Origin of the sequence: Mesorhizobium sp. M4A.F.Ca.ET.022.05.2.1, from assembly GCF_003998845.1 — a bacterium.
In the GTDB taxonomy this organism is placed as follows: domain Bacteria; phylum Pseudomonadota; class Alphaproteobacteria; order Rhizobiales; family Rhizobiaceae; genus Mesorhizobium.
This window is the reverse complement of the sequence record NZ_RZOJ01000102.1, coordinates 1-16465: the sequence shown is the minus strand read 5'-3', so window position 1 is coordinate 16465 and position 16465 is coordinate 1. Positions and strand designations below refer to the sequence as shown.

Annotated in this window: 20 protein-coding genes; 12 read left to right on the top strand and 8 right to left on the bottom strand. The window is 64.7% G+C overall.

What is annotated here, in order from left to right; all coding sequences use genetic code 11:
• On the top strand, positions 1-165 hold a 165-nt coding region (locus EN745_RS14025), incomplete at its 5' end, for an SMP-30/gluconolactonase/LRE family protein (protein ID WP_189363047.1).
• 19 nt (positions 166-184) lie between these two features.
• Here the strand turns inward: EN745_RS14025 and EN745_RS14020 are convergent.
• The 8 genes from EN745_RS14020 to EN745_RS13985 all read right to left on the bottom strand — a co-directional run bounded on the left by EN745_RS14020 (position 185) and on the right by EN745_RS13985 (position 7566).
• Complete coding sequence (locus tag EN745_RS14020; RefSeq protein WP_127421536.1) at positions 185-718, bottom strand: NADPH-dependent FMN reductase; 534 nt, start codon at positions 716-718, stop codon at positions 185-187.
• A 32-nt stretch (positions 719-750) separates the two neighbouring features.
• The gene (locus tag EN745_RS14015) at positions 751-1371 is read right to left on the bottom strand and encodes a pyridoxamine 5'-phosphate oxidase family protein (RefSeq protein ID WP_127421535.1); all 621 of its coding nucleotides are present in this window, start codon (positions 1369-1371) and stop codon (positions 751-753) included.
• Between the two features lie 69 nt (positions 1372-1440).
• Positions 1441-2106, bottom strand: coding sequence for a septation protein A (locus tag EN745_RS14010; RefSeq protein ID WP_126057440.1), 666 nt, complete (start codon positions 2104-2106; stop codon positions 1441-1443).
• 42 nt (positions 2107-2148) lie between these two features.
• The gene (gene ftsY, locus EN745_RS14005) at positions 2149-3945 is read right to left on the bottom strand and encodes a signal recognition particle-docking protein FtsY (RefSeq protein WP_127421534.1); all 1797 of its coding nucleotides are present in this window, start codon (positions 3943-3945) and stop codon (positions 2149-2151) included.
• Between the two features lie 12 nt (positions 3946-3957).
• A complete protein-coding gene (gene mtaB / locus EN745_RS14000) occupies positions 3958-5241 on the bottom strand; it encodes a tRNA (N(6)-L-threonylcarbamoyladenosine(37)-C(2))-methylthiotransferase MtaB (RefSeq protein WP_127421533.1) in 1284 nt (427 codons plus the stop codon).
• Positions 5241-6125, bottom strand: a complete 885-nt coding sequence (dapF, locus tag EN745_RS13995) for a diaminopimelate epimerase (RefSeq protein ID WP_127421532.1) — start codon at positions 6123-6125, stop codon at positions 5241-5243. Before dapF ends, mtaB begins: the two co-directional genes overlap by 1 nt.
• 212 nt (positions 6126-6337) lie before the next feature.
• A complete protein-coding gene (locus EN745_RS13990) occupies positions 6338-6499 on the bottom strand; it encodes a DUF1328 family protein (protein WP_126057444.1) in 162 nt (53 codons plus the stop codon).
• Between the two features lie 80 nt (positions 6500-6579).
• On the bottom strand, positions 6580-7566 hold the full coding sequence (locus EN745_RS13985; RefSeq protein ID WP_127421531.1) for an MBL fold metallo-hydrolase: 987 nt from the start codon (positions 7564-7566) through the stop codon (positions 6580-6582).
• Between the two features lie 185 nt (positions 7567-7751).
• Here EN745_RS13985 and EN745_RS13980 point away from each other — a divergent pair, with 185 nt between their 5' ends.
• The 11 genes from EN745_RS13980 to EN745_RS13930 all read left to right on the top strand — a co-directional run bounded on the left by EN745_RS13980 (position 7752) and on the right by EN745_RS13930 (position 16427).
• Positions 7752-9155, top strand: coding sequence for a hypothetical protein (locus EN745_RS13980; RefSeq protein WP_145992025.1), 1404 nt, complete (start codon positions 7752-7754; stop codon positions 9153-9155).
• Between the two features lie 42 nt (positions 9156-9197).
• Positions 9198-9641 carry a VOC family protein gene (locus EN745_RS13975; protein WP_127421529.1) on the top strand — a complete coding sequence of 148 codons (444 nt, stop codon included), beginning with the start codon at positions 9198-9200 and terminating at the stop codon, positions 9639-9641.
• Between the two features lie 216 nt (positions 9642-9857).
• Positions 9858-10397, top strand: coding sequence for an AprI/Inh family metalloprotease inhibitor (locus EN745_RS13970; RefSeq protein ID WP_127421528.1), 540 nt, complete (start codon positions 9858-9860; stop codon positions 10395-10397).
• Positions 10398-10506: 109 nt separating this feature from the next.
• A complete protein-coding gene (zapE, locus tag EN745_RS13965) occupies positions 10507-11709 on the top strand; it encodes a cell division protein ZapE (protein ID WP_126057449.1) in 1203 nt (400 codons plus the stop codon).
• 330 nt (positions 11710-12039) lie between these two features.
• Positions 12040-13008, top strand: coding sequence for a malate dehydrogenase (mdh, locus tag EN745_RS13960; RefSeq protein WP_126057450.1), 969 nt, complete (start codon positions 12040-12042; stop codon positions 13006-13008).
• A gap of 29 nt (positions 13009-13037) precedes the next feature.
• A complete protein-coding gene (sucC, locus tag EN745_RS13955) occupies positions 13038-14231 on the top strand; it encodes an ADP-forming succinate--CoA ligase subunit beta (protein WP_126057451.1) in 1194 nt (397 codons plus the stop codon).
• Between the two features lie 4 nt (positions 14232-14235).
• Positions 14236-14793 (top strand): hypothetical protein, encoded by a 558-nt coding sequence (locus EN745_RS13950; RefSeq protein WP_127421527.1) that lies wholly within the window; start codon positions 14236-14238, stop codon positions 14791-14793.
• Between the two features lie 43 nt (positions 14794-14836).
• On the top strand, positions 14837-15208 hold the full coding sequence (locus EN745_RS13945) for a cupin domain-containing protein (protein ID WP_127421526.1): 372 nt from the start codon (positions 14837-14839) through the stop codon (positions 15206-15208).
• A gap of 3 nt (positions 15209-15211) precedes the next feature.
• The gene (locus tag EN745_RS13940; RefSeq protein WP_127421525.1) at positions 15212-15709 is read left to right on the top strand and encodes a DUF1579 family protein; all 498 of its coding nucleotides are present in this window, start codon (positions 15212-15214) and stop codon (positions 15707-15709) included.
• A 78-nt stretch (positions 15710-15787) separates the two neighbouring features.
• Positions 15788-16084 (top strand): hypothetical protein, encoded by a 297-nt coding sequence (locus tag EN745_RS13935; protein ID WP_126057455.1) that lies wholly within the window; start codon positions 15788-15790, stop codon positions 16082-16084.
• Positions 16011-16427 (top strand): PIN domain-containing protein, encoded by a 417-nt coding sequence (locus EN745_RS13930; protein ID WP_126057456.1) that lies wholly within the window; start codon positions 16011-16013, stop codon positions 16425-16427. The genes EN745_RS13935 and EN745_RS13930 overlap by 74 nt, the downstream gene beginning before the upstream one ends.
• Positions 16428-16465: the final 38 nt, after the last annotated feature.

The following is a 16465-nucleotide window of genomic DNA, read 5'->3' as shown; positions in this document are numbered from 1 at the left end:
ATCCATTGCTACGATCCCGACGGCACGCTGATCGGCAAGGTCAAGGTGCCGGAAGTCGTCGCCAACTGCGTCTTCGGCGGCCCCAAGCGCAACCGCCTCTACATCGCCGGCACCACCTCGCTCTATGTGGTTTGGCTGATGGTGAACGGCGCCAAGACGTATTGAGCGATGGGGCCGGCCGGTGTCATCGCGAGCGGATGAAGCCGGCGAAGGCCGAGAGCGCCTCGTTCATCGCCAGCCGGTTCGCAGGCTCAGCCAGGATCGCCTCCATCTCCGGCGGCTTCTTGCCCAGCAGCGCGATTTCCAGCGCCGCTTCTTCACGGAGCGCGAACGACATCGTCCGCATGATCTCGGCCAGGGCGGCGCGCGCATAGAGCGAGCGCGGCGAGGCATGCACGAACATAGCCGGCTTGGCGACGGCGGCGTCGCGCGACACCAGCCAGTCGAGCGCGTTCTTCAGACCGCCCGGCACGCCATGGGCATATTCCGGACAGGAGACGATGACGCCGTCAGCCGCCGTGACGGCCTCGATCAGCGCTGCCGCTTCCGGTGGCGTGCGCTCGCCCTCGTCGTCCGGGGTGAAGATCGGCAGCCGGCCAAGTCCGTCATAGAGGGTCACGCGGGAGCCGGCCGGCGCGTTTTGAGCCAGCGCCGCGAGCAGCGCCGAATTGGTCGAGGCGGCGCGCAGGCTGCCGGAAATGGCAAAGATGTTGAGCAAGCGGGAACTGTCCGGGCGAATCGTGCCCGAGGCTACCACATGGTCTGCCGGTAATCCTGGTCCAGCTCGCGGTCGATGTCGCCGGCCGCCTCGGCGAGCGCCAGCTGGTCGCGCATGATCTGGCCGAGCGTCGGCAGCGTCGCGCGGTCGTACCAGGTCTCCGGCTTCCACAGATCCGAGCGCATGAAGGCCTTGGCGCAATGCATGTAAGCGGCCTTGACCGTCACCACGATGACGCTCTGCGGCTCCTTGCCGTCGACAGCCAGACGCTCGCGCAGGCCGGCATCGATGGTGATGCGGGCGTCGCCGTTGACGCGCAGCGTCTCGTTCATGCCGGGAATGAGAAACAGCAGCCCGACGGACGGATTGCGGATGATGTTTTCCAGCGTGTCCAGCCGGTTGTTGCCGGGTCGGTCGGGGATGGCGATGGTCGCGTCGTCGAGGATGGCGGCGAAGCCGGGCTTGTCGCCTTTCGGCGTTACGTCGGCATTGCCGGCGCCGTCGGAGGAGCCGATCAGCACGAAGGGGCTCTTGCCGATAAAGGAGCGGCAATGGCCGTCAAGCGCCTTCAGTTCCTTGCGGATGGGGCCATCGGTCGGTCGGGGCGTTTTGTAGATCGCCCTCAGCTCGTCGCGCGTGGTGAGGAATTCCATGCCCCGTCCCTCTCTTGTTCTGCCGCAATTCCGGACGGAAAACCGCTGCGCACGTTTCCTGGAATTGCTCTATTTGCCAGCGTTCTCCTCCTTAGCCTTGTCCTCAAGCGAATGGCGCATGATCAGTGGCATCTGGCTGAAGGTGAAGAGAAGCGTGATGGGCATGATGCCCCAGACCTTGAAGGTAACCCAGGCGTCGGTGGAAAAATTCCGCCAGACCACTTCATTGACGAGGGCCAGGAAGAGGAAGAACAACCCCCAGCGGAAGGTGAGCTTCTTCCAGCCTTCGGTGTCTAGCCTGAAGGCTGAATCGAAGACATAGCCGAGCAGTGACTTGCCGAAGTACAGGCCGCCGAGCAGCACGCCGCCGAACAGCGTGTTGACGATGGTCGGCTTCATCTTGATGAAGACGTCGTCCTGCAAATAGAGCGTCAGCGTGCCGAAGATGAGGACGACGACACCCGACACCATGGGCATGATCGGCAAGGTGCGGATGAGCAGCCAGGAAACGATGAGCGCCAGCGCAGTGGCAACCATGAACAGGCCGGTGGCGACGAAGATCGGCCCGCCGAGCTCGCCCAGCACCGGGAATTTCTGCACCAGCCATTCGCTGCGCGAATTGGCGAAGAAGAACACCATCAGCGGACCGAGCTCCAGCGCCAGCTTGAGCACCGGGTTTACGCCTTCCTTCTTCTGTTTCTGCGGGTCTGACGGGTCGCGTTCGAGGATGTTCATGGAAGTCCTTGTTGTCCCGAAAGTCGGCGCTTTTGGGATCGTTCAAGCCACGCCGGCGATCGCGCGGGCGAATTCGCTGGCTGAAAAAGGTTCGAGGTCGTCGACTTGCTCGCCGACGCCGATGAAATAGACCGGCAGCCTGTGCTTGGCTGCGATCGCCACCAGAATACCGCCGCGCGCCGTACCGTCGAGCTTGGTCATCACCAGGCCGTTGACGCCGGCGACGTTGCGGAAGATCTCGACCTGGCTCAGCGCATTCTGGCCGGTGGTGGCGTCGACCGTCTGCAGCACGGTGTGCGGCGCTTCCGGATCGAGCTTGCCCAGCACGCGCACGATCTTCTCCAGTTCCGCCATCAGCTCGGCCTTGTTCTGCAGCCGGCCGGCGGTGTCGATGATCAGCACCTCGGAGCCGGCATCCTTGGCCTTCTCGAAGGCGTCGTAGGCGAGGCCCGCGGCATCGGCACCGAGCTTCGAGGCGATAACCGGCGATTTCGTCCGCTCGCCCCAGATTTTGAGCTGCTCGATGGCGGCGGCGCGGAAGGTGTCGCCGGCGGCAAGCATCACCGACAGGCCGCCATCGGTCAGCTTAGCGGCCAGCTTGCCGATAGTGGTGGTCTTGCCTGTGCCGTTGACGCCGACCACCAGGATGACATGCGGCTTGTGCGAGAGGTCGAGCTCCAGCGGCAGGGCGACGGGGGTCAGCACCTTCTCGACCTCGGCCGCCATGACCGAGCGCACCTCGGCGTCGGAGACGTCCTTGCCGTAGCGGCTGGAGGCCAGCGCATCGGTGACGCGGAGCGCGGTCTCCAGGCCGAGATCGGCGCGGATCAGCACGTCCTCCAGGTCCTGCAGAGTGTCCTCGTCCAGCTTGCGCTTGGTGAAGACGCCGGCAATGTTGCCCGACAGCTCGCGCGAGGAGCGGGCAAGCCCGTCCCGCATGCGCTGGAACCAGGAGCGCCGCGGCGCCGGCTCCGGCGCCTTCTGCGCCTCGGCCTTCTGCTCGACCTTTTTTGCGACGGCTATCTTGCCGGTTGAGGGCTTTGGCTCCGGGGTGTGCGGGATCGGCTGCGGCTCGGTGGCAATCTCGGCAACCATCCGCTCCGGTTCGACCGGCGCAGGCTGGCGAATCGGAGGAGCGATTTCCGCCGGCGGAGCAGGCTCCGGTGGCGGCAAATCCTCGACAGGCTGGCGCTGCCCCTCACCCTCTGCCCGTGAAGAACGGCGCGAGGGGGGCGTCGGCGTTGGCGCTTCTTCCTTCTCCCCGTCCCTATACGGGGAGAAAGTGCCGGCAGGCGGATGAGGGGCGGCGCCGACCTCCAAAGATGGCTCGATAGAAGGTGGCGCTGCCGGCGGCACCTCGATCGGTGCCGGCGTCTCGGCCGGGACTTCGCTGGGCGTCGTCGGCACTTCGACGGGCGCCGGCACCGGCTGCGGCTCCGGCCGCGCAGGCTCGATCTCCGGCGAGGCCGGCTCCGGCTGCGGTACCTCTTGCGGCGCCGGCGCGGGCACCGGCTCAGGTGCAGGTTCGGGCGGAACGGGCACTTCCTCCGGTGCCGGCGGCTCCGGCTTCTCCGGGGCAGGTTGCGGCTCTTCCTCCGGCAGGGGCTGCGGCAACGGCTCCGGCTCGGACGGAACGACCGGCTCAGGTGCCGGCGGGATGACGGGTTCCGGCGCCGGCGGAATGTCCGGTGCAGGTTCGGGCTTCGGCTCTTCGGCTGCCGGCTTCAGCGCGTCCAGCGCATCCCATTTGATCGGCGGCAAGGGTGCCGTCTCGTCGACGCGCTCCTCGACGACTTCCTTCTTGCCGAACGAAAATATCTTCTTGAAGAAACCAGCCATGTTTTGCGTATCTCAGGCGGCGCGCGCGGCAAGCGGCGCGGCCAGGAGGCGGGCGCCGTCATGGCCCGTAACAACAGCCTCGACGATCTCGCCCGCTGCCCCGGCGTCGATGGCGGCCAGCGTGAACCCCTCGGTGCGGCCGAGGCCGTCGCGCTCGACCAGGATCGACTGGCGCGTGCCGGCAAGGGCGGCGAGATGGCGGCGATAGGCGGCCTCGCCGGCGGCGCGAAGCCGGGCCGCGCGCTGCTTGACCACCTCGCGCCGCACCTGCGGCATGCGCGCGGCCGGCGTGCCTTCGCGCGGGCTGAACGGGAAGACGTGCAGATGCGTCAGGCCGCATTCCTCGACGATCTTTTCCGAGTTCGCGAACATCGCCTCGGTCTCGGTCGGGAAGCCGGCGATGATGTCGGCGCCGAAGACGATGCCGGGTCGCAGCTTGCGTACATCCTCGCAGAAGCGGATCGACTGGTCGCGCAGGTGGCGGCGCTTCATGCGCTTCAGGATCATGTCGTCGCCCGACTGCAGCGACAGATGCAGATGTGGCATCAGCCGGGGCTCGGTGGCGATGGCGTCCAGCAGGTCCTCGTCGGCCTCGATGGAATCGATCGAGGACAGCCTGAGCCGCTTCACCTCTGGCACCTGGCGCAGGATCGTCTTCACCAGCTTCCCAAGCTTCGGGGCGCCCGGCAGGTCGGCGCCAAAACTGGTCATGTCGACGCCGGTCAGCACGATCTCGGCATAGCCATTGCCGGCCAGCCGCTTGATCTGCTCGACCACGGCGCCCATCGGCACCGAGCGCGAATTGCCGCGGCCGTAGGGGATGATGCAGAAGGTGCAGCGATGGTCGCAGCCATTCTGCACCTGGACGAAGGCGCGCGCCCGGCCCTCGATCGCATCGACCATGTGGCCGGCCGTCTCGCGCACAGAGAAGATGTCGTTGACGCGCGCCTTCTCGGTGTCGTTGACGCCGAAATCGGGGAGCGCGCGATAGGAGTTCGCCTTCAGCTTCTCTTCATTGCCAAGCACGAGGTCGACCTCGTCCATGGCGGCGAAGTTCTGCGGCTCGGTCTGCGCCGCGCAACCGGTGACGATGATGCGGGCCTGCGGGTTCTCGCGGCGGGCTTTGCGGATCGACTGCTTGGCCTGGCGCACCGCTTCCGCTGTGACGGCGCAGGTGTTGAAGATGACGGCGCCGCCCTCGAGCGCGCCGAGGCCGGCGCTTTCGGCCTCGCGGCGCATCACCTCGGACTCATAGGTGTTCAGGCGGCAGCCGAAGGTGACGACGTCTATCGCCATCAGGCCGCGCTTTCGGTGTCGCGGGCCCAGGTGCCGGTCGAAGGGTCGAAGCTGCCGGAGAATTCCCATTCGGCGGCACCGGTCAGGATGACGTGGTCGTCGTCGCGCCATTCGACATGCAGCGAGCCGCCGCCGGGCGTCATCAGCGAGACGCTGCGGCCGGTGCGCTTGGTGCGGGCAGCGGCCACCACGGCGGCGCAGGCGGCCGAGCCGCAGGCCTTGGTCAGGCCGGCGCCGCGTTCCCAGGTACGGATAACCATGGTTTCGGGCGAGGTGACCTGCGCGATGGTGATGTTGGCGCGCTCGGGGAAGATCGGATGGTTTTCCAAAAGCGGGCCGAACCGGTCGAGCTCGTAGGACCAGACGTCGCGATCGACCCAGAAGATGGCGTGCGGATTGCCCATCGAGACGGCCGAGGGCGAATACAGCACCGGCGCGTCGATCGGGCCGATCTGCAGCTCGATCATGCGGGTGTCGCGGAACTCCTCGGCGAGCGGGATGTCCTGCCAGCCGAAGCGCGGCGCGCCCATATCGACCGAGATCGTGCCATCGGCATGTTCCACGGCGTTGAGGATGCCGGCCCGGGTCTCGAAGGTGAAGCTCTTCTGGCCGGTCTCGGCGGCGAGCGCCTGCACGACACAGCGCATGCCGTTGCCGCAGGCCTGCGCACCCGAGCCGTCGGAATTCAGGATGTCGACATAATAGGCGGTGCCCGGCGTCCTCGCATCGTGGATCGCCATGATCTGGTCGAACTTGGTCGCGGCATCGGCATTGAGCGCGATCGCCGCCGCCGGCGTCACCCGGTCGGCGCGGCCGCGCATATCGGCAACGATGATCTCATTGCCGATGCCATTCATCTTGGCGAAGGGGGCGGTGCCTGCCATCTAACCGGTCATTCCATGTCCGTTTGGCGCTATATGGCGGAAACGGGCGGGAATTACCAGTGCGGCGCGGTTGAAGCGGCGAAGACGCCGAACCGGCCACGACGGAGACACCGGGCCCGGAGACGGCGAAGACGTCGCGCCTTGGCGACGACGAAGACGTCGCGGCTGGTTACGGCAAAGATGCCGAACCGGCCACGACGAAGACGTCGGGCCTAGGTAACCGCGAAGACGCCGAGCACGATCAGCAGGAAGATGATGAGGACGACGCCGATCAGGACGCGCGCGCCGGTGGCGGCCGCGCCTGCCAGTGCCGGCATGCCGAGCAGGCTCGCCGCCGCGGCGACAATAAGAAGAATGATGATCCACTTGATCATGGAAAGGCTCCCAGCCGAATTGCGCTGTTGGGTCAACGCCTCTTGTCGGCCTGGGTTCCTGTAGTCGGCCAGCTCCTGGGCTAGGCGGCCGGCACATCCCACACCTCGCCCGGCCGCAAGGCGCGGAAACGTTCGCGCGGCAGGCGCTCGGCGTCGAGCGCCTCGGCCAGTTTGCGGGCAGGCTCGTCGATCGGCTCATTGGTGAGCTGGAAGGTGCCCCAGTGGCAGCCTGCGGCGTGGGCTGCGTTGCAACGCATCATGCCTTGCACCGCCTCCTCGGGATTCTGGTGCTGCGGCTCCATGAACCAGCGCGGCTCATAGGCGCCGATCGGCAGGATGGCGAGGCGGAAGCCGCCATGCTTTTCGGCCATCAGCCGGTAGTTGGCGCCGCCAGGGAAGCCGGTATCGCCGGCGAAATAGATTTTTGCGCTTGGCGTCTCGACCACGAACCCCGCCCACAGGGCCATGCGCCGGTCGCGCGTGCCGCGGGCCGACCAGTGGTGCACCGGCTCGACATGGACGGCGGCATCCTTGCCGAGGTCGAGCCTGTCACCCCAGTCATGCGCGCTGAGCCGCATGCCGGGCACGGCGGCGTCGATGATGGCGTCGTTGCCGAGTGGCGTGATCACCAGCGGGTCGTGCCTCGCCTTCAGCCGTTCGTAGTGGTTGTGGCTGACCAGCACGAGGTCGATCGGCGGCAGATGCGAAAAGGCAATGCCCGGCGCGTTGACCCGTTTCGGCCCGGCGAAGGACAGCGGCGAGACGCGCTGCGACCAGACCGGGTCGGTGAGGATGTTCAGCCCGGCCGTCTGGATGAGCAGCGAGGAATGGCCGACCATGGTGAGGCGGAGGTCGAAACCGCCGACCCGCTCATCCGGCTTTGCCTGATGGAACGGGCTCGGATTGGCAGGCGGCCATTTCGCGCGCTCGCCACCCAACTGCCATTTCAAAAGGTCGGCGAAGCGGGCGGGCGGCTTGCCGTCGGGGTTGAAGAACAAAGTGCCGTCGAAATGATCGCTGGGCGGGCCGCGATAATAGCGATTGGCGGCTCTCTTTCTTGCGGCCAAGGTTTCGGCTCCGGCATGTTTCTTCTTCTTGCAAGATAGGATCGATGCCTACTGGCGCAAGCATTTGGGGACGGGTGCATGCCCTGGCCAGAGGCCGCGCGCTGGCGCCGGCGATGATTTCCGGTATACGATCGCTCGGCGGAATGGAGGGGGCCACCATGCGTCGGCAGGCAGTTCTTGCAGTCGTGGCGGCGATCATGGGGATCGCGCCGATAGCGCCGGCTGCCGCCACCCAGACGCAGCCCGGCGCTTGCGCTCACGCGCCAGCCATCCTGGACGCGGGCGATTTCCTGCTTGCCGAACCGGCAACGTACCCGAATTTCTGGCGCGACCGTTTCGGGGATGACGCCGCATATCTGAAGATACGCTATGGCGGCCTTGCCTACACCGAAGGTACGGCGCTTCTGGCGAGCCTGGAAAGGCGCAGCCATCCGCCGCAGCGCATTGTCGAACTCAGGCTTGCCTATGCAAAGACGCCGGACCGGGCGGCGATGATTGCCGGCATGCAACCGCTGCCCAAGGCACAGTCGATTGTGCCACAGCTTGGCCAATCCGCCTGGCGCGCGCTGGTCACCGAAGATGGCGGCGACTGGCTGCTGGGTGAACTGGCGCGCTGGCAGGCATCCGATGCCAACAACGCATCAGTTGGCGCGGCGGGGATTGCGCAGGCACTGGCCGACCTTGATGACGAGGCGAAGTCGCGTTTTGCCAAGAGAGCGGAAGATGCAGGAATTTGGCGGCTGGCCCTCGATGTTCGGGCGTTCGAGGACAATCTTGCTGACTTCGTTTCCACCCTCGATCGCCTTCCGGCCACGGTGCTTCCCAAAAAGGACGACCGCGCGCAGTTCATACGCAATGCGCTCCACGCGGCCGATCTTCGTCCTTCCTTCGATATTTCCAAACAGCCGGCGGAAGTCCAGGCGATCGACCGCAAGAATGATTTGGGCGCCGTTCTGCGGAAGGTCGGGCGGCTTGTTGCCTATGCTCCGCAAACCGCGATGCTGCTGCAGGTGATAAATTACAGCGGTGACCTGCGCGTCGGCACAATGGTGGCCGAAGGCCTCAATGCGCGGATCGCGGCAAAACAGCTCGACCCGATCAACAATCCCGATGCCGTCACGGCGGCCATGCTCGATGGGCTCGACTATATTCTCGGTCGCAAAGACCGGGAGAATATCCTGGCTGGCTTTGGCATCTCCGATGTGCAGGGCGAAATGGCCGAGTCTTTCGTCGAGAGGGCATTGGCGCGGTTTACTTTGGCGCCCTTCATGCAAGGCGATGAGACCGAAGCGCCCCCTCGCCCGAAACAGCTGGCGGCGGCCTTCACCTGGGAACAGTGGGTCGGATTGGCCAGCAGGCTGAAGGCGGGCGAAACCATTTCGCCGGACGATCACATCGTCGCCGCGGACCTCATGATCGCGGCCGAACGCCCCGCAGACGCGGTGGGGTTTTTGAAGACAGCCAGCGACTGGAAGACGGCAGTGCGGAGGACCCATCAGCTGGCGCTCGACCTGGACCGCCGCTGCGCCGACTTGCTGCGGCCCCCGGTGGCGCTCGCGCAACCGCTCTATCAGTTCGAACCGCGCTGAGACCGTTCCAGCGACATCCCCGTAATTTCCGAGGGCAGCACGATGGCAATGAAGCGGACCAAGACACCGTGGATGAAGGCCGAGGATTTCGGCCGCTCGCTGCCGCGCGGCATCGGCGTCAACCTTCTGGTCACCGACATGGCGGCGATGGAGGCCTTCTGCCGCGACGTGCTTGGCGCCCGCATCATCTATGCCGACGAGGATTTCGCGGCGATCGAGCTCTTGGGCTCAATATTCATGCTGCATGCCGACCATTCCTATCTCGACAATGAGATGAGCGGCGTCATCGCCGGCGCCGAGACGCGCGGGACGGGCATCGAGCTGCGCCTCTATGGTGCCGATCCGGATGCGATCGAGGCGCGGGCGCGCGATCTCGGCCACATCGTGCTCGCCGGCACGATCGACAAGCCGCATGGCCTGCGCGAATGCTATGTCGTCGGTCCGGACGGCTATGTCTTCGTGCCGAGCGCGGGGCTTTCCGCATAGGGCCGCGCCGGATATTGCCGACGACAACGGGCTTCATCGAGGCGCGCCATAATTGGACCTTCGAGGGTCACACGCCTGTTGCGACAAAATTGCAACAATTGCCCCGAAAACCCTATTTTAACCATATCGGGTTGAAATTCTGCCACCTTCTCCATCTTGGTGGAGGGAGAGATTGCGCGGACGGCGTCCCCCCAGCCGGGTCCGACGGAGGTAGGAATGACTTTTTCGAAGACCGGTCTGGTGGCCGTATCGCTGGCCGCACTGATTGCAAGCGGTTGCTCGACGTCGCGATTCTCGTCGATGGATGACCAGCAGCCGGCGCCGCTGACGCCCGCGCCCGCCGGCACGGTGACCGGAAACCAGCTGCCGCCGCCGGCAGCTCCCGGCACCGCCGACGCCTCGCAGTTCCCGACCGCGCCGGCGAACGGCCAGGTCGCCTCGCTGCCGCCGGATGGAAGCGCACCCGCAGGGGCGCCGGACCTCACCGCGGCCAGCGTCGCCGGTGTGTGGAACGCCAGCGTTTCCGGCCAGAGCTGCAAGGTGGCAACGCCGCAGACCAAGTTCGGCGCCGGCTACCGCGCCGGTCCGTTGCATTGCCCGCCGCCGATCGACGGCATCAAGTCCTGGAATGTCGCCGGCAAGCAGCTGACCCTCTATGACGAGAATGGCGGCACGCTGGCCAGGCTTTATTCCTCGGGCGGCGAGAAATTCGACGGCCAGACTTCCACCGGCCTGCCGATCTCGCTTACAAGATAAGGCGATACCGCCCTGGGGCGGTTCAGCGTTCGAAAGAGTCGCCTAGCCGCTCCAATTACGGGGGGAAAGCCGCTACTTTTCCTGGATGTGCTCAAGAACGACGTGACCGATGCACCTGCGTGACGGCCTCCAAACCCATGCGACCGTCAGGCAGCGCTACGACCATCTGGTCGAGACCGGCGCCATCGCGCGCGATCCGGCGCAGGAGCGCATCGCCGCCGCGCTCGATCGGCTGACCGACGAGATCTCGGCAAAAAGGCTGGCGCAGAAATCGAGCGCGCTGGGCTGGCTGTTCGCCCGCAAGCAGCCGCCGGCACCGGTCAAGGGCCTCTATATCCATGGCGGCGTCGGCCGCGGCAAGACCATGCTGATGGACATGTTCTTCGAGCTGTTGCCGGTCAGGCGCAAGCGCCGCGTGCATTTCAACGACTTCATGGCCGATGTGCAGGACCGCATCCAGAAGCACCGGCAGGCGCGCAAGAACGGCGACGCCAAGGAGGACGACCCGATCCCGCCGGTGGCGCGCGCGCTGGCCGAGCAGGCCTGGGTGCTGTGCTTCGACGAGTTCTCCGTCACCGACATCGCCGATGCGATGATCCTGTCGCGTTTGTTTTCGGCACTGTTTGCCAATGGCGTCGTGCTGGTCGCCACCTCCAATGTCGCGCCCGAAGGTCTCTACCGTGACGGGCTGAACCGGCAGCTCTTCCTGCCCTTCATCGGCCTGCTCGAGCGCAATGCCGAGGTGATGACGCTGGACAACGACAAGGATTATCGCCTCGAGAAGCTCAGCCGCATGGCGGTCTATGTCGCGCCGGCGGACGCGGCGGCCGACGCCGCCCTCGACGAGGCGTGGCGGGCGATGACGCATGGCAAGCCGGTAGCGGAGACGACGCTGACGGTGAAGGGCCGGCAGGTCGTGGTGCCGCGCGCGGCCGGCGACGCGGCGCGCTTTTCCTTCGCCGATCTTTGCGAAAGGCCGCTCGGAGCGCGCGATTTCCTGGCCATTGCCGGCCGCTTCTCCACCATCTTCATCGACCATGTGCCGGTGCTCGGCGAGGGCAAGCGCAACGAGGCCAAGCGCTTCATCCTGTTGATCGACACCCTCTACGACCATCACACGCGGCTGGTGGTGAGCGCCGATGCCCCGCCGCCCGGGCTCTATACGGCCAAACGCGGCAACGAGGTGTTCGAGTTCGAGCGCACGGCCTCGCGCCTGATCGAGATGCAGGGGCATGAGTGGCTGGAGGACTGGGCCGAAAGACGGAAGGACGGGGCGATGGCATCGCCGGAGGCGCAGCAGGTGCGGGCGTAACCTCGGCCAGCCCATGTGGCTCGCCCGGACGCCCATTGGGCACCGCCATCACAAGGGCGTCATCGCTCGCCGCCAGCCTTCTGATCTCCATCTTCATTGTGTAAATTCTCCCAAGTCGGCTTAGGAATTTTGACGTTTACGTAAAACCCAAATTATCTAACCGATTGAAAATGCTCGCTCCAAAATAATCGTTTGAATTTTCTATCCACCGGAGCTATTGGGTGCGGCGAAATCTCACGGGTTCCCCGCAGCATTCGGCCTCCTTCCTCGACGCCGTCAGCAAGTCGCTAAAGATTGGCGCCGTCACAGACAAAGGGAAAAAATCCTCACATGGCACGCAACAAGATAGCGCTTATCGGCTCGGGCATGATCGGCGGCACGCTCGCCCATATGATCGGCCTCAAGGACCTCGGCGACGTGGTTCTGTTCGATATCGCCGAGGGCATTCCGCAGGGCAAGGGGCTGGATATCGCACAGTCGTCGCCGGTCGACGGCTTCGACGCCAGGCTGACCGGCGTCAACGACTATGCCGGCATCGAAGGCGCCGATGTCTGCATCGTCACCGCCGGCGTGCCGCGCAAGCCGGGCATGAGCCGCGACGACCTGCTCGGCATCAACCTCAAGGTCATGGAACAGGTCGGCGCCGGGCTGAAGAAATACGCGCCGAAGGCCTTCGTCATCTGCATCACCAACCCGCTCGACGCCATGGTGTGGGCGCTGCAGAAGTTCTCGGGCCTGCCCAAGACCCATGTCGTCGGCATGGCCGGCGTGCTCGACAGCGCGCGCTTCCGCTATTTCCTGGCCGAGGAGTTCAAGGTCTCGGTCGAGGACGTCACCGCTTTCGTGCTCGGCGGCCACGGCGATTCGATGGTGCCGATGATCCGCTATTCGACGGTCTCCGGCATTCCGCTGCCCGACCTCGTCAAGATGGGCTGGACCTCGAAGGAAAAGCTCGACCAGATCGTGCAGCGCACCCGCGACGGCGGTGCCGAGATCGTCGGCCTGCTGAAGACCGGCTCGGCCTACTACGCGCCGGCGGCTTCGGCGATCGCGATGGCCGAATCCTTCCTCAAGGACAAGAAGCGCGTGCTGCCCTGCGCGGCCCACCTGTCGGGCCAGTACGGAGTGAAGAACACCTATGTCGGCGTTCCCGTGGTGATCGGCGCCGGCGGTGTCGAGCGTGTCATCGAGATTGACCTCAACAAGAGCGAGCAGAAGATGTTCGACAGTTCGGTGGCGACGGTGCAGGGCCTGACCGAGGCCTGCGTGAAGATCGCGCCGCACCTCGCCTCGAAGTGATCCGCCAGCAGTTGATCCGGAGATAAGCCATGAACATTCATGAATATCAGGGCAAGGCACTGCTGAAGTCGTTCGGCGCGCCGGTCGCCGAGGGCGTGCCGGTGCTGAAGGCCGGCGATGCCGAGGCCGCCGCCAAGGCGCTGCCCGGCCCGCTCTATGTGGTGAAGAGCCAGATCCATGCCGGCGGTCGCGGCAAGGGCAAGTTCAAGGAGCTTTCCCCCGACGCCAAGGGCGGCGTGCGGCTGGCGAAGTCGGTGGCCGAGGTGGTCGCCAACGCCAACGAGATGCTCGGCCACACGCTGGTCACCAAGCAGACCGGCCCGGCCGGCAAGCAGGTCAACCGCCTCTATGTCGAGGACGGCGCCGATATCGATCGCGAACTCTACCTGTCGATCCTGGTCGACCGTTCGGTCGGCCGTATCGCCTTCGTCGTCTCGACCGAGGGCGGCATGGACATCGAGGCCGTGGCGCACGACACGCCGGAGAAGATCATCACCGTCGCCATCGACCCGGAAAAGGGCGTGACGGCGGATGATCTCAAGACGCTCAACGGCGCGCTGAAGCTCGACGGCGACGCGGCCAAGGACGGCGGCACGCTGTTCCCGATCCTCTACAAGGCATTCGTCGAGAAGGACATGAGCCTGCTCGAGGTCAACCCGCTGATCGTCATGAAGAACGGCCGGCTGCGCGTGCTCGACGCGAAAGTGTCGTTCGACAACAACGCGCTGTTCCGCCATCCCGACGTGATGGAATTGCGCGACACCACCGAAGAGGACGAGAAGGAGATCGAGGCGTCGAAATACGACCTCGCCTATGTCGCGCTCGACGGCAATATCGGCTGCATGGTCAACGGCGCCGGCCTCGCCATGGCGACGATGGACATCATCAAGCTCTACGGCGCGGAGCCCGCCAACTTCCTCGACGTCGGCGGCGGCGCGTCCAAGGAGAAGGTGACGGCGGCGTTCAAGATCATCACCAAGGATCCGGCGGTCGAAGGCATTTTGATCAATATCTTCGGCGGCATCATGAAATGCGACGTCATCGCCGAAGGCGTGATCGCCGCGGTCAAGGAAGTCGGGCTGAAGGTGCCGCTGGTGGTGCGGCTGGAAGGCACCAATGCCGAACTGGGCAAGAAGATCATCAATGAAAGCGGCCTGAACGTCGTCTCGGCCGACGATCTCGACGATGCGGCCAAGAAGATCGTCAAGGCGGTGAAGGGCTGAGCGGATGCAACCGAGCCGCCTTCTGTGTGCAATCGGATTCGGCTTTCTGGCCGTTCCGTCGCATGCAGAAGAGATTTCGGATGCCGTCGTGCTCTATCAGCAAATTTGCATCGCTCCCGATGGTGATCTGGCGAAAAGCGGACAGTTGGCGTTGGAAAACGGGTTCTCGATCAGTTCGGATAATTTCGGCGTGAAAATCCTTAATCGAGATACGTCAAAAGGTCTTTCGGCGCCCTTCGTCAAGTTGAGTTCCGAGAGACCTGACGCAAACAGGCTTGTCGGTGTTTGCGAGGTTTTTGGTAGCACCACACACGTGTCGACGTTTTTCGACTACGTGGAATCGCAGGGATTGGTGGAGCTGCCGAAAGAAGAGATTTTCCCTGACGCAGGAGACAAGATCTACCTTCGGTATTTTGCCGCCAAGGACTGCCTGGCTTCGACCGGATACGACGGAAAATGCCGGCTTGTATGGACGATCGGTGATCCTCCTGTTGGCGAGAACTACAGCGGCGCTTTTCGATTCAGCCGGAATTCTCACCACGATGCGGTTGGCCAACAATGAGCCGCGTTGAAGCCCCCGCCATTGCGAACGCAGGAACGAGCCCATGCCTCCGCGCAAGATAAACCTGGTCGAGGCGGCGGATCAAAAGATCGCCAAGGTCTTCGATCCGCATATCGCCGGCGACGTCAACGACAGCCAGGCCAAGGTCGCCAAGTTCGGCGATATATTCGATTGGCATGCGCATGATCATGAGGACGAAGCCTTCCTCGTGCTGCGCGGCAGGATCGCCATCGATTTCCGCGACGGGCCTGTCGAGCTCGGCGAGGGTGACTTCATCGTCGTGCCGCGCGGCGTCGAGCACCGGCCGCGTTCGCTGACCTCCGAGCCTGTGGTGCTGATGTTCGAGCCGGCGACGACGCTCAACACCGGCAATGCCAAGAGCGACCTCACCGTCACCGATCTGAAGCGGCTCTGAGCCATGAACGCGTCGCCCTTCTCCTCGCTTTCGGCCGATCACCAGCGCCTGCAGGCGCTGGTCGGCGCGTGGCGCGGCGAGGAAGAGGTGGCGGGCACGCAATGGACCGATGCCGGCACGGCGACTTCGGAAGTGATGGCCGAGGCGCAGTTCGGCGGCCTGTTCGTGGTGCAGCGCTATCGCCAGCGCCGCGACGGGACGATCTCGTTCGGCTCGCACAATGTGTTCGGCTTCGACCAGCAGAACAGCCTCGTCACCATGCACCAGTTCGATTCGATGGGCTTTGTGCCGGCGTCCCCGGCCACAGGCACGTGGAACGACAGCGAGCTGGTTCTGGAGCGGTCGTCGCCGCGCGGCGCCGCGCGGGTGACTTACGTTTTTGAAGGCGCCGACACCTACCGCATGCGGCTGCAGTTCAAACCTTCCGGCAGCGATGCCTGGCAAGACATGGTGAGCGGGCTCTACCGGCGCGTCGCGCCTTCCGAGATGAAGGAAGGCTGAACCGATGGTGATCGCCGGCATTGAAGAGTTACACATAATCACACATGTTATTCCTGTGTATTTATGTGGAGATGGACGATGAAGAACGTCACCCTGGCCATGGACGAAGCTCTGCTCGAAAAGGCGCGAGGCCTCGCGGAGCATCGCAAGACAACACTCAACGCCCTGATCCGCTCGCTGCTCGCGCATGAGGTCGAACAGGAAGACCGGATCGCCTGGGCGCGGGAAGGCATGCGCAGGCTGATGGAGGAATCGCCGCTCGACCTAGGCCCCGAATACAAATGGAACCGGGACGAGATCTATGCCGAACGAGAGGATAGAATGCTTTCTCGACTCGAACGTCCTCCTGTACGCGGCTTCGGAGAGGACAAGTGATCCTCGCCGCCACGATATCGCGCAAAGGCTTGTGCTCGGGACCGTGTTCGGTGTCTCCGGCCAGACCTTGGCCGAGTTCGCGAATGTCGCGAGACGCAAGTCGGCCTTTGCCGATGCTGTGGTCGACCGGTGGCTGGTCTTTCTCGGCGCGCTTCCGTTCGTCCCGGTCGACCAGGCCTATGTCATCGCGGGCCTTCGTCTCGCGCGCCGCTATCAACTCAAATACTATGACGCAGCACTGCTCGCGGCCGCGGAGCGACTTGGCGCGCCGATCTTCTACACCGAGGATCTCAATCACAACCAGGTTTACGGCTCGGTCCGGGCCGTCAATCCTTTCTTGTAATCGCTGAATTCAGAGGCGTTCTCACCCATGTCCATTCT

Coding starts and splice junctions, on each gene's coding strand:
- EN745_RS14015 (WP_127421535.1), bottom strand. CDS start 1,371: ATGGAATTCCTCACCACGCGCGACGAGCTGAGGGCGATCTACAAAACG.
- EN745_RS14010 (WP_126057440.1), bottom strand. CDS start 2,106: ATGAACATCCTCGAACGCGACCCGTCAGACCCGCAGAAACAGAAGAAG.
- ftsY (WP_127421534.1), bottom strand. CDS start 3,945: ATGGCTGGTTTCTTCAAGAAGATATTTTCGTTCGGCAAGAAGGAAGTC.
- mtaB (WP_127421533.1), bottom strand. CDS start 5,241: ATGGCGATAGACGTCGTCACCTTCGGCTGCCGCCTGAACACCTATGAG.
- dapF (WP_127421532.1), bottom strand. CDS start 6,125: ATGGCAGGCACCGCCCCCTTCGCCAAGATGAATGGCATCGGCAATGAG.
- EN745_RS13990 (WP_126057444.1), bottom strand. CDS start 6,499: ATGATCAAGTGGATCATCATTCTTCTTATTGTCGCCGCGGCGGCGAGC.
- EN745_RS13975 (WP_127421529.1), top strand. CDS start 9,198: ATGGCAATGAAGCGGACCAAGACACCGTGGATGAAGGCCGAGGATTTC.
- EN745_RS13970 (WP_127421528.1), top strand. CDS start 9,858: ATGACTTTTTCGAAGACCGGTCTGGTGGCCGTATCGCTGGCCGCACTG.
- zapE (WP_126057449.1), top strand. CDS start 10,507: ATGCACCTGCGTGACGGCCTCCAAACCCATGCGACCGTCAGGCAGCGC.
- mdh (WP_126057450.1), top strand. CDS start 12,040: ATGGCACGCAACAAGATAGCGCTTATCGGCTCGGGCATGATCGGCGGC.
- sucC (WP_126057451.1), top strand. CDS start 13,038: ATGAACATTCATGAATATCAGGGCAAGGCACTGCTGAAGTCGTTCGGC.
- EN745_RS13950 (WP_127421527.1), top strand. CDS start 14,236: ATGCAACCGAGCCGCCTTCTGTGTGCAATCGGATTCGGCTTTCTGGCC.
- EN745_RS13945 (WP_127421526.1), top strand. CDS start 14,837: ATGCCTCCGCGCAAGATAAACCTGGTCGAGGCGGCGGATCAAAAGATC.
- EN745_RS13940 (WP_127421525.1), top strand. CDS start 15,212: ATGAACGCGTCGCCCTTCTCCTCGCTTTCGGCCGATCACCAGCGCCTG.
- EN745_RS13935 (WP_126057455.1), top strand. CDS start 15,788: ATGAAGAACGTCACCCTGGCCATGGACGAAGCTCTGCTCGAAAAGGCG.
- EN745_RS13930 (WP_126057456.1), top strand. CDS start 16,011: ATGCCGAACGAGAGGATAGAATGCTTTCTCGACTCGAACGTCCTCCTG.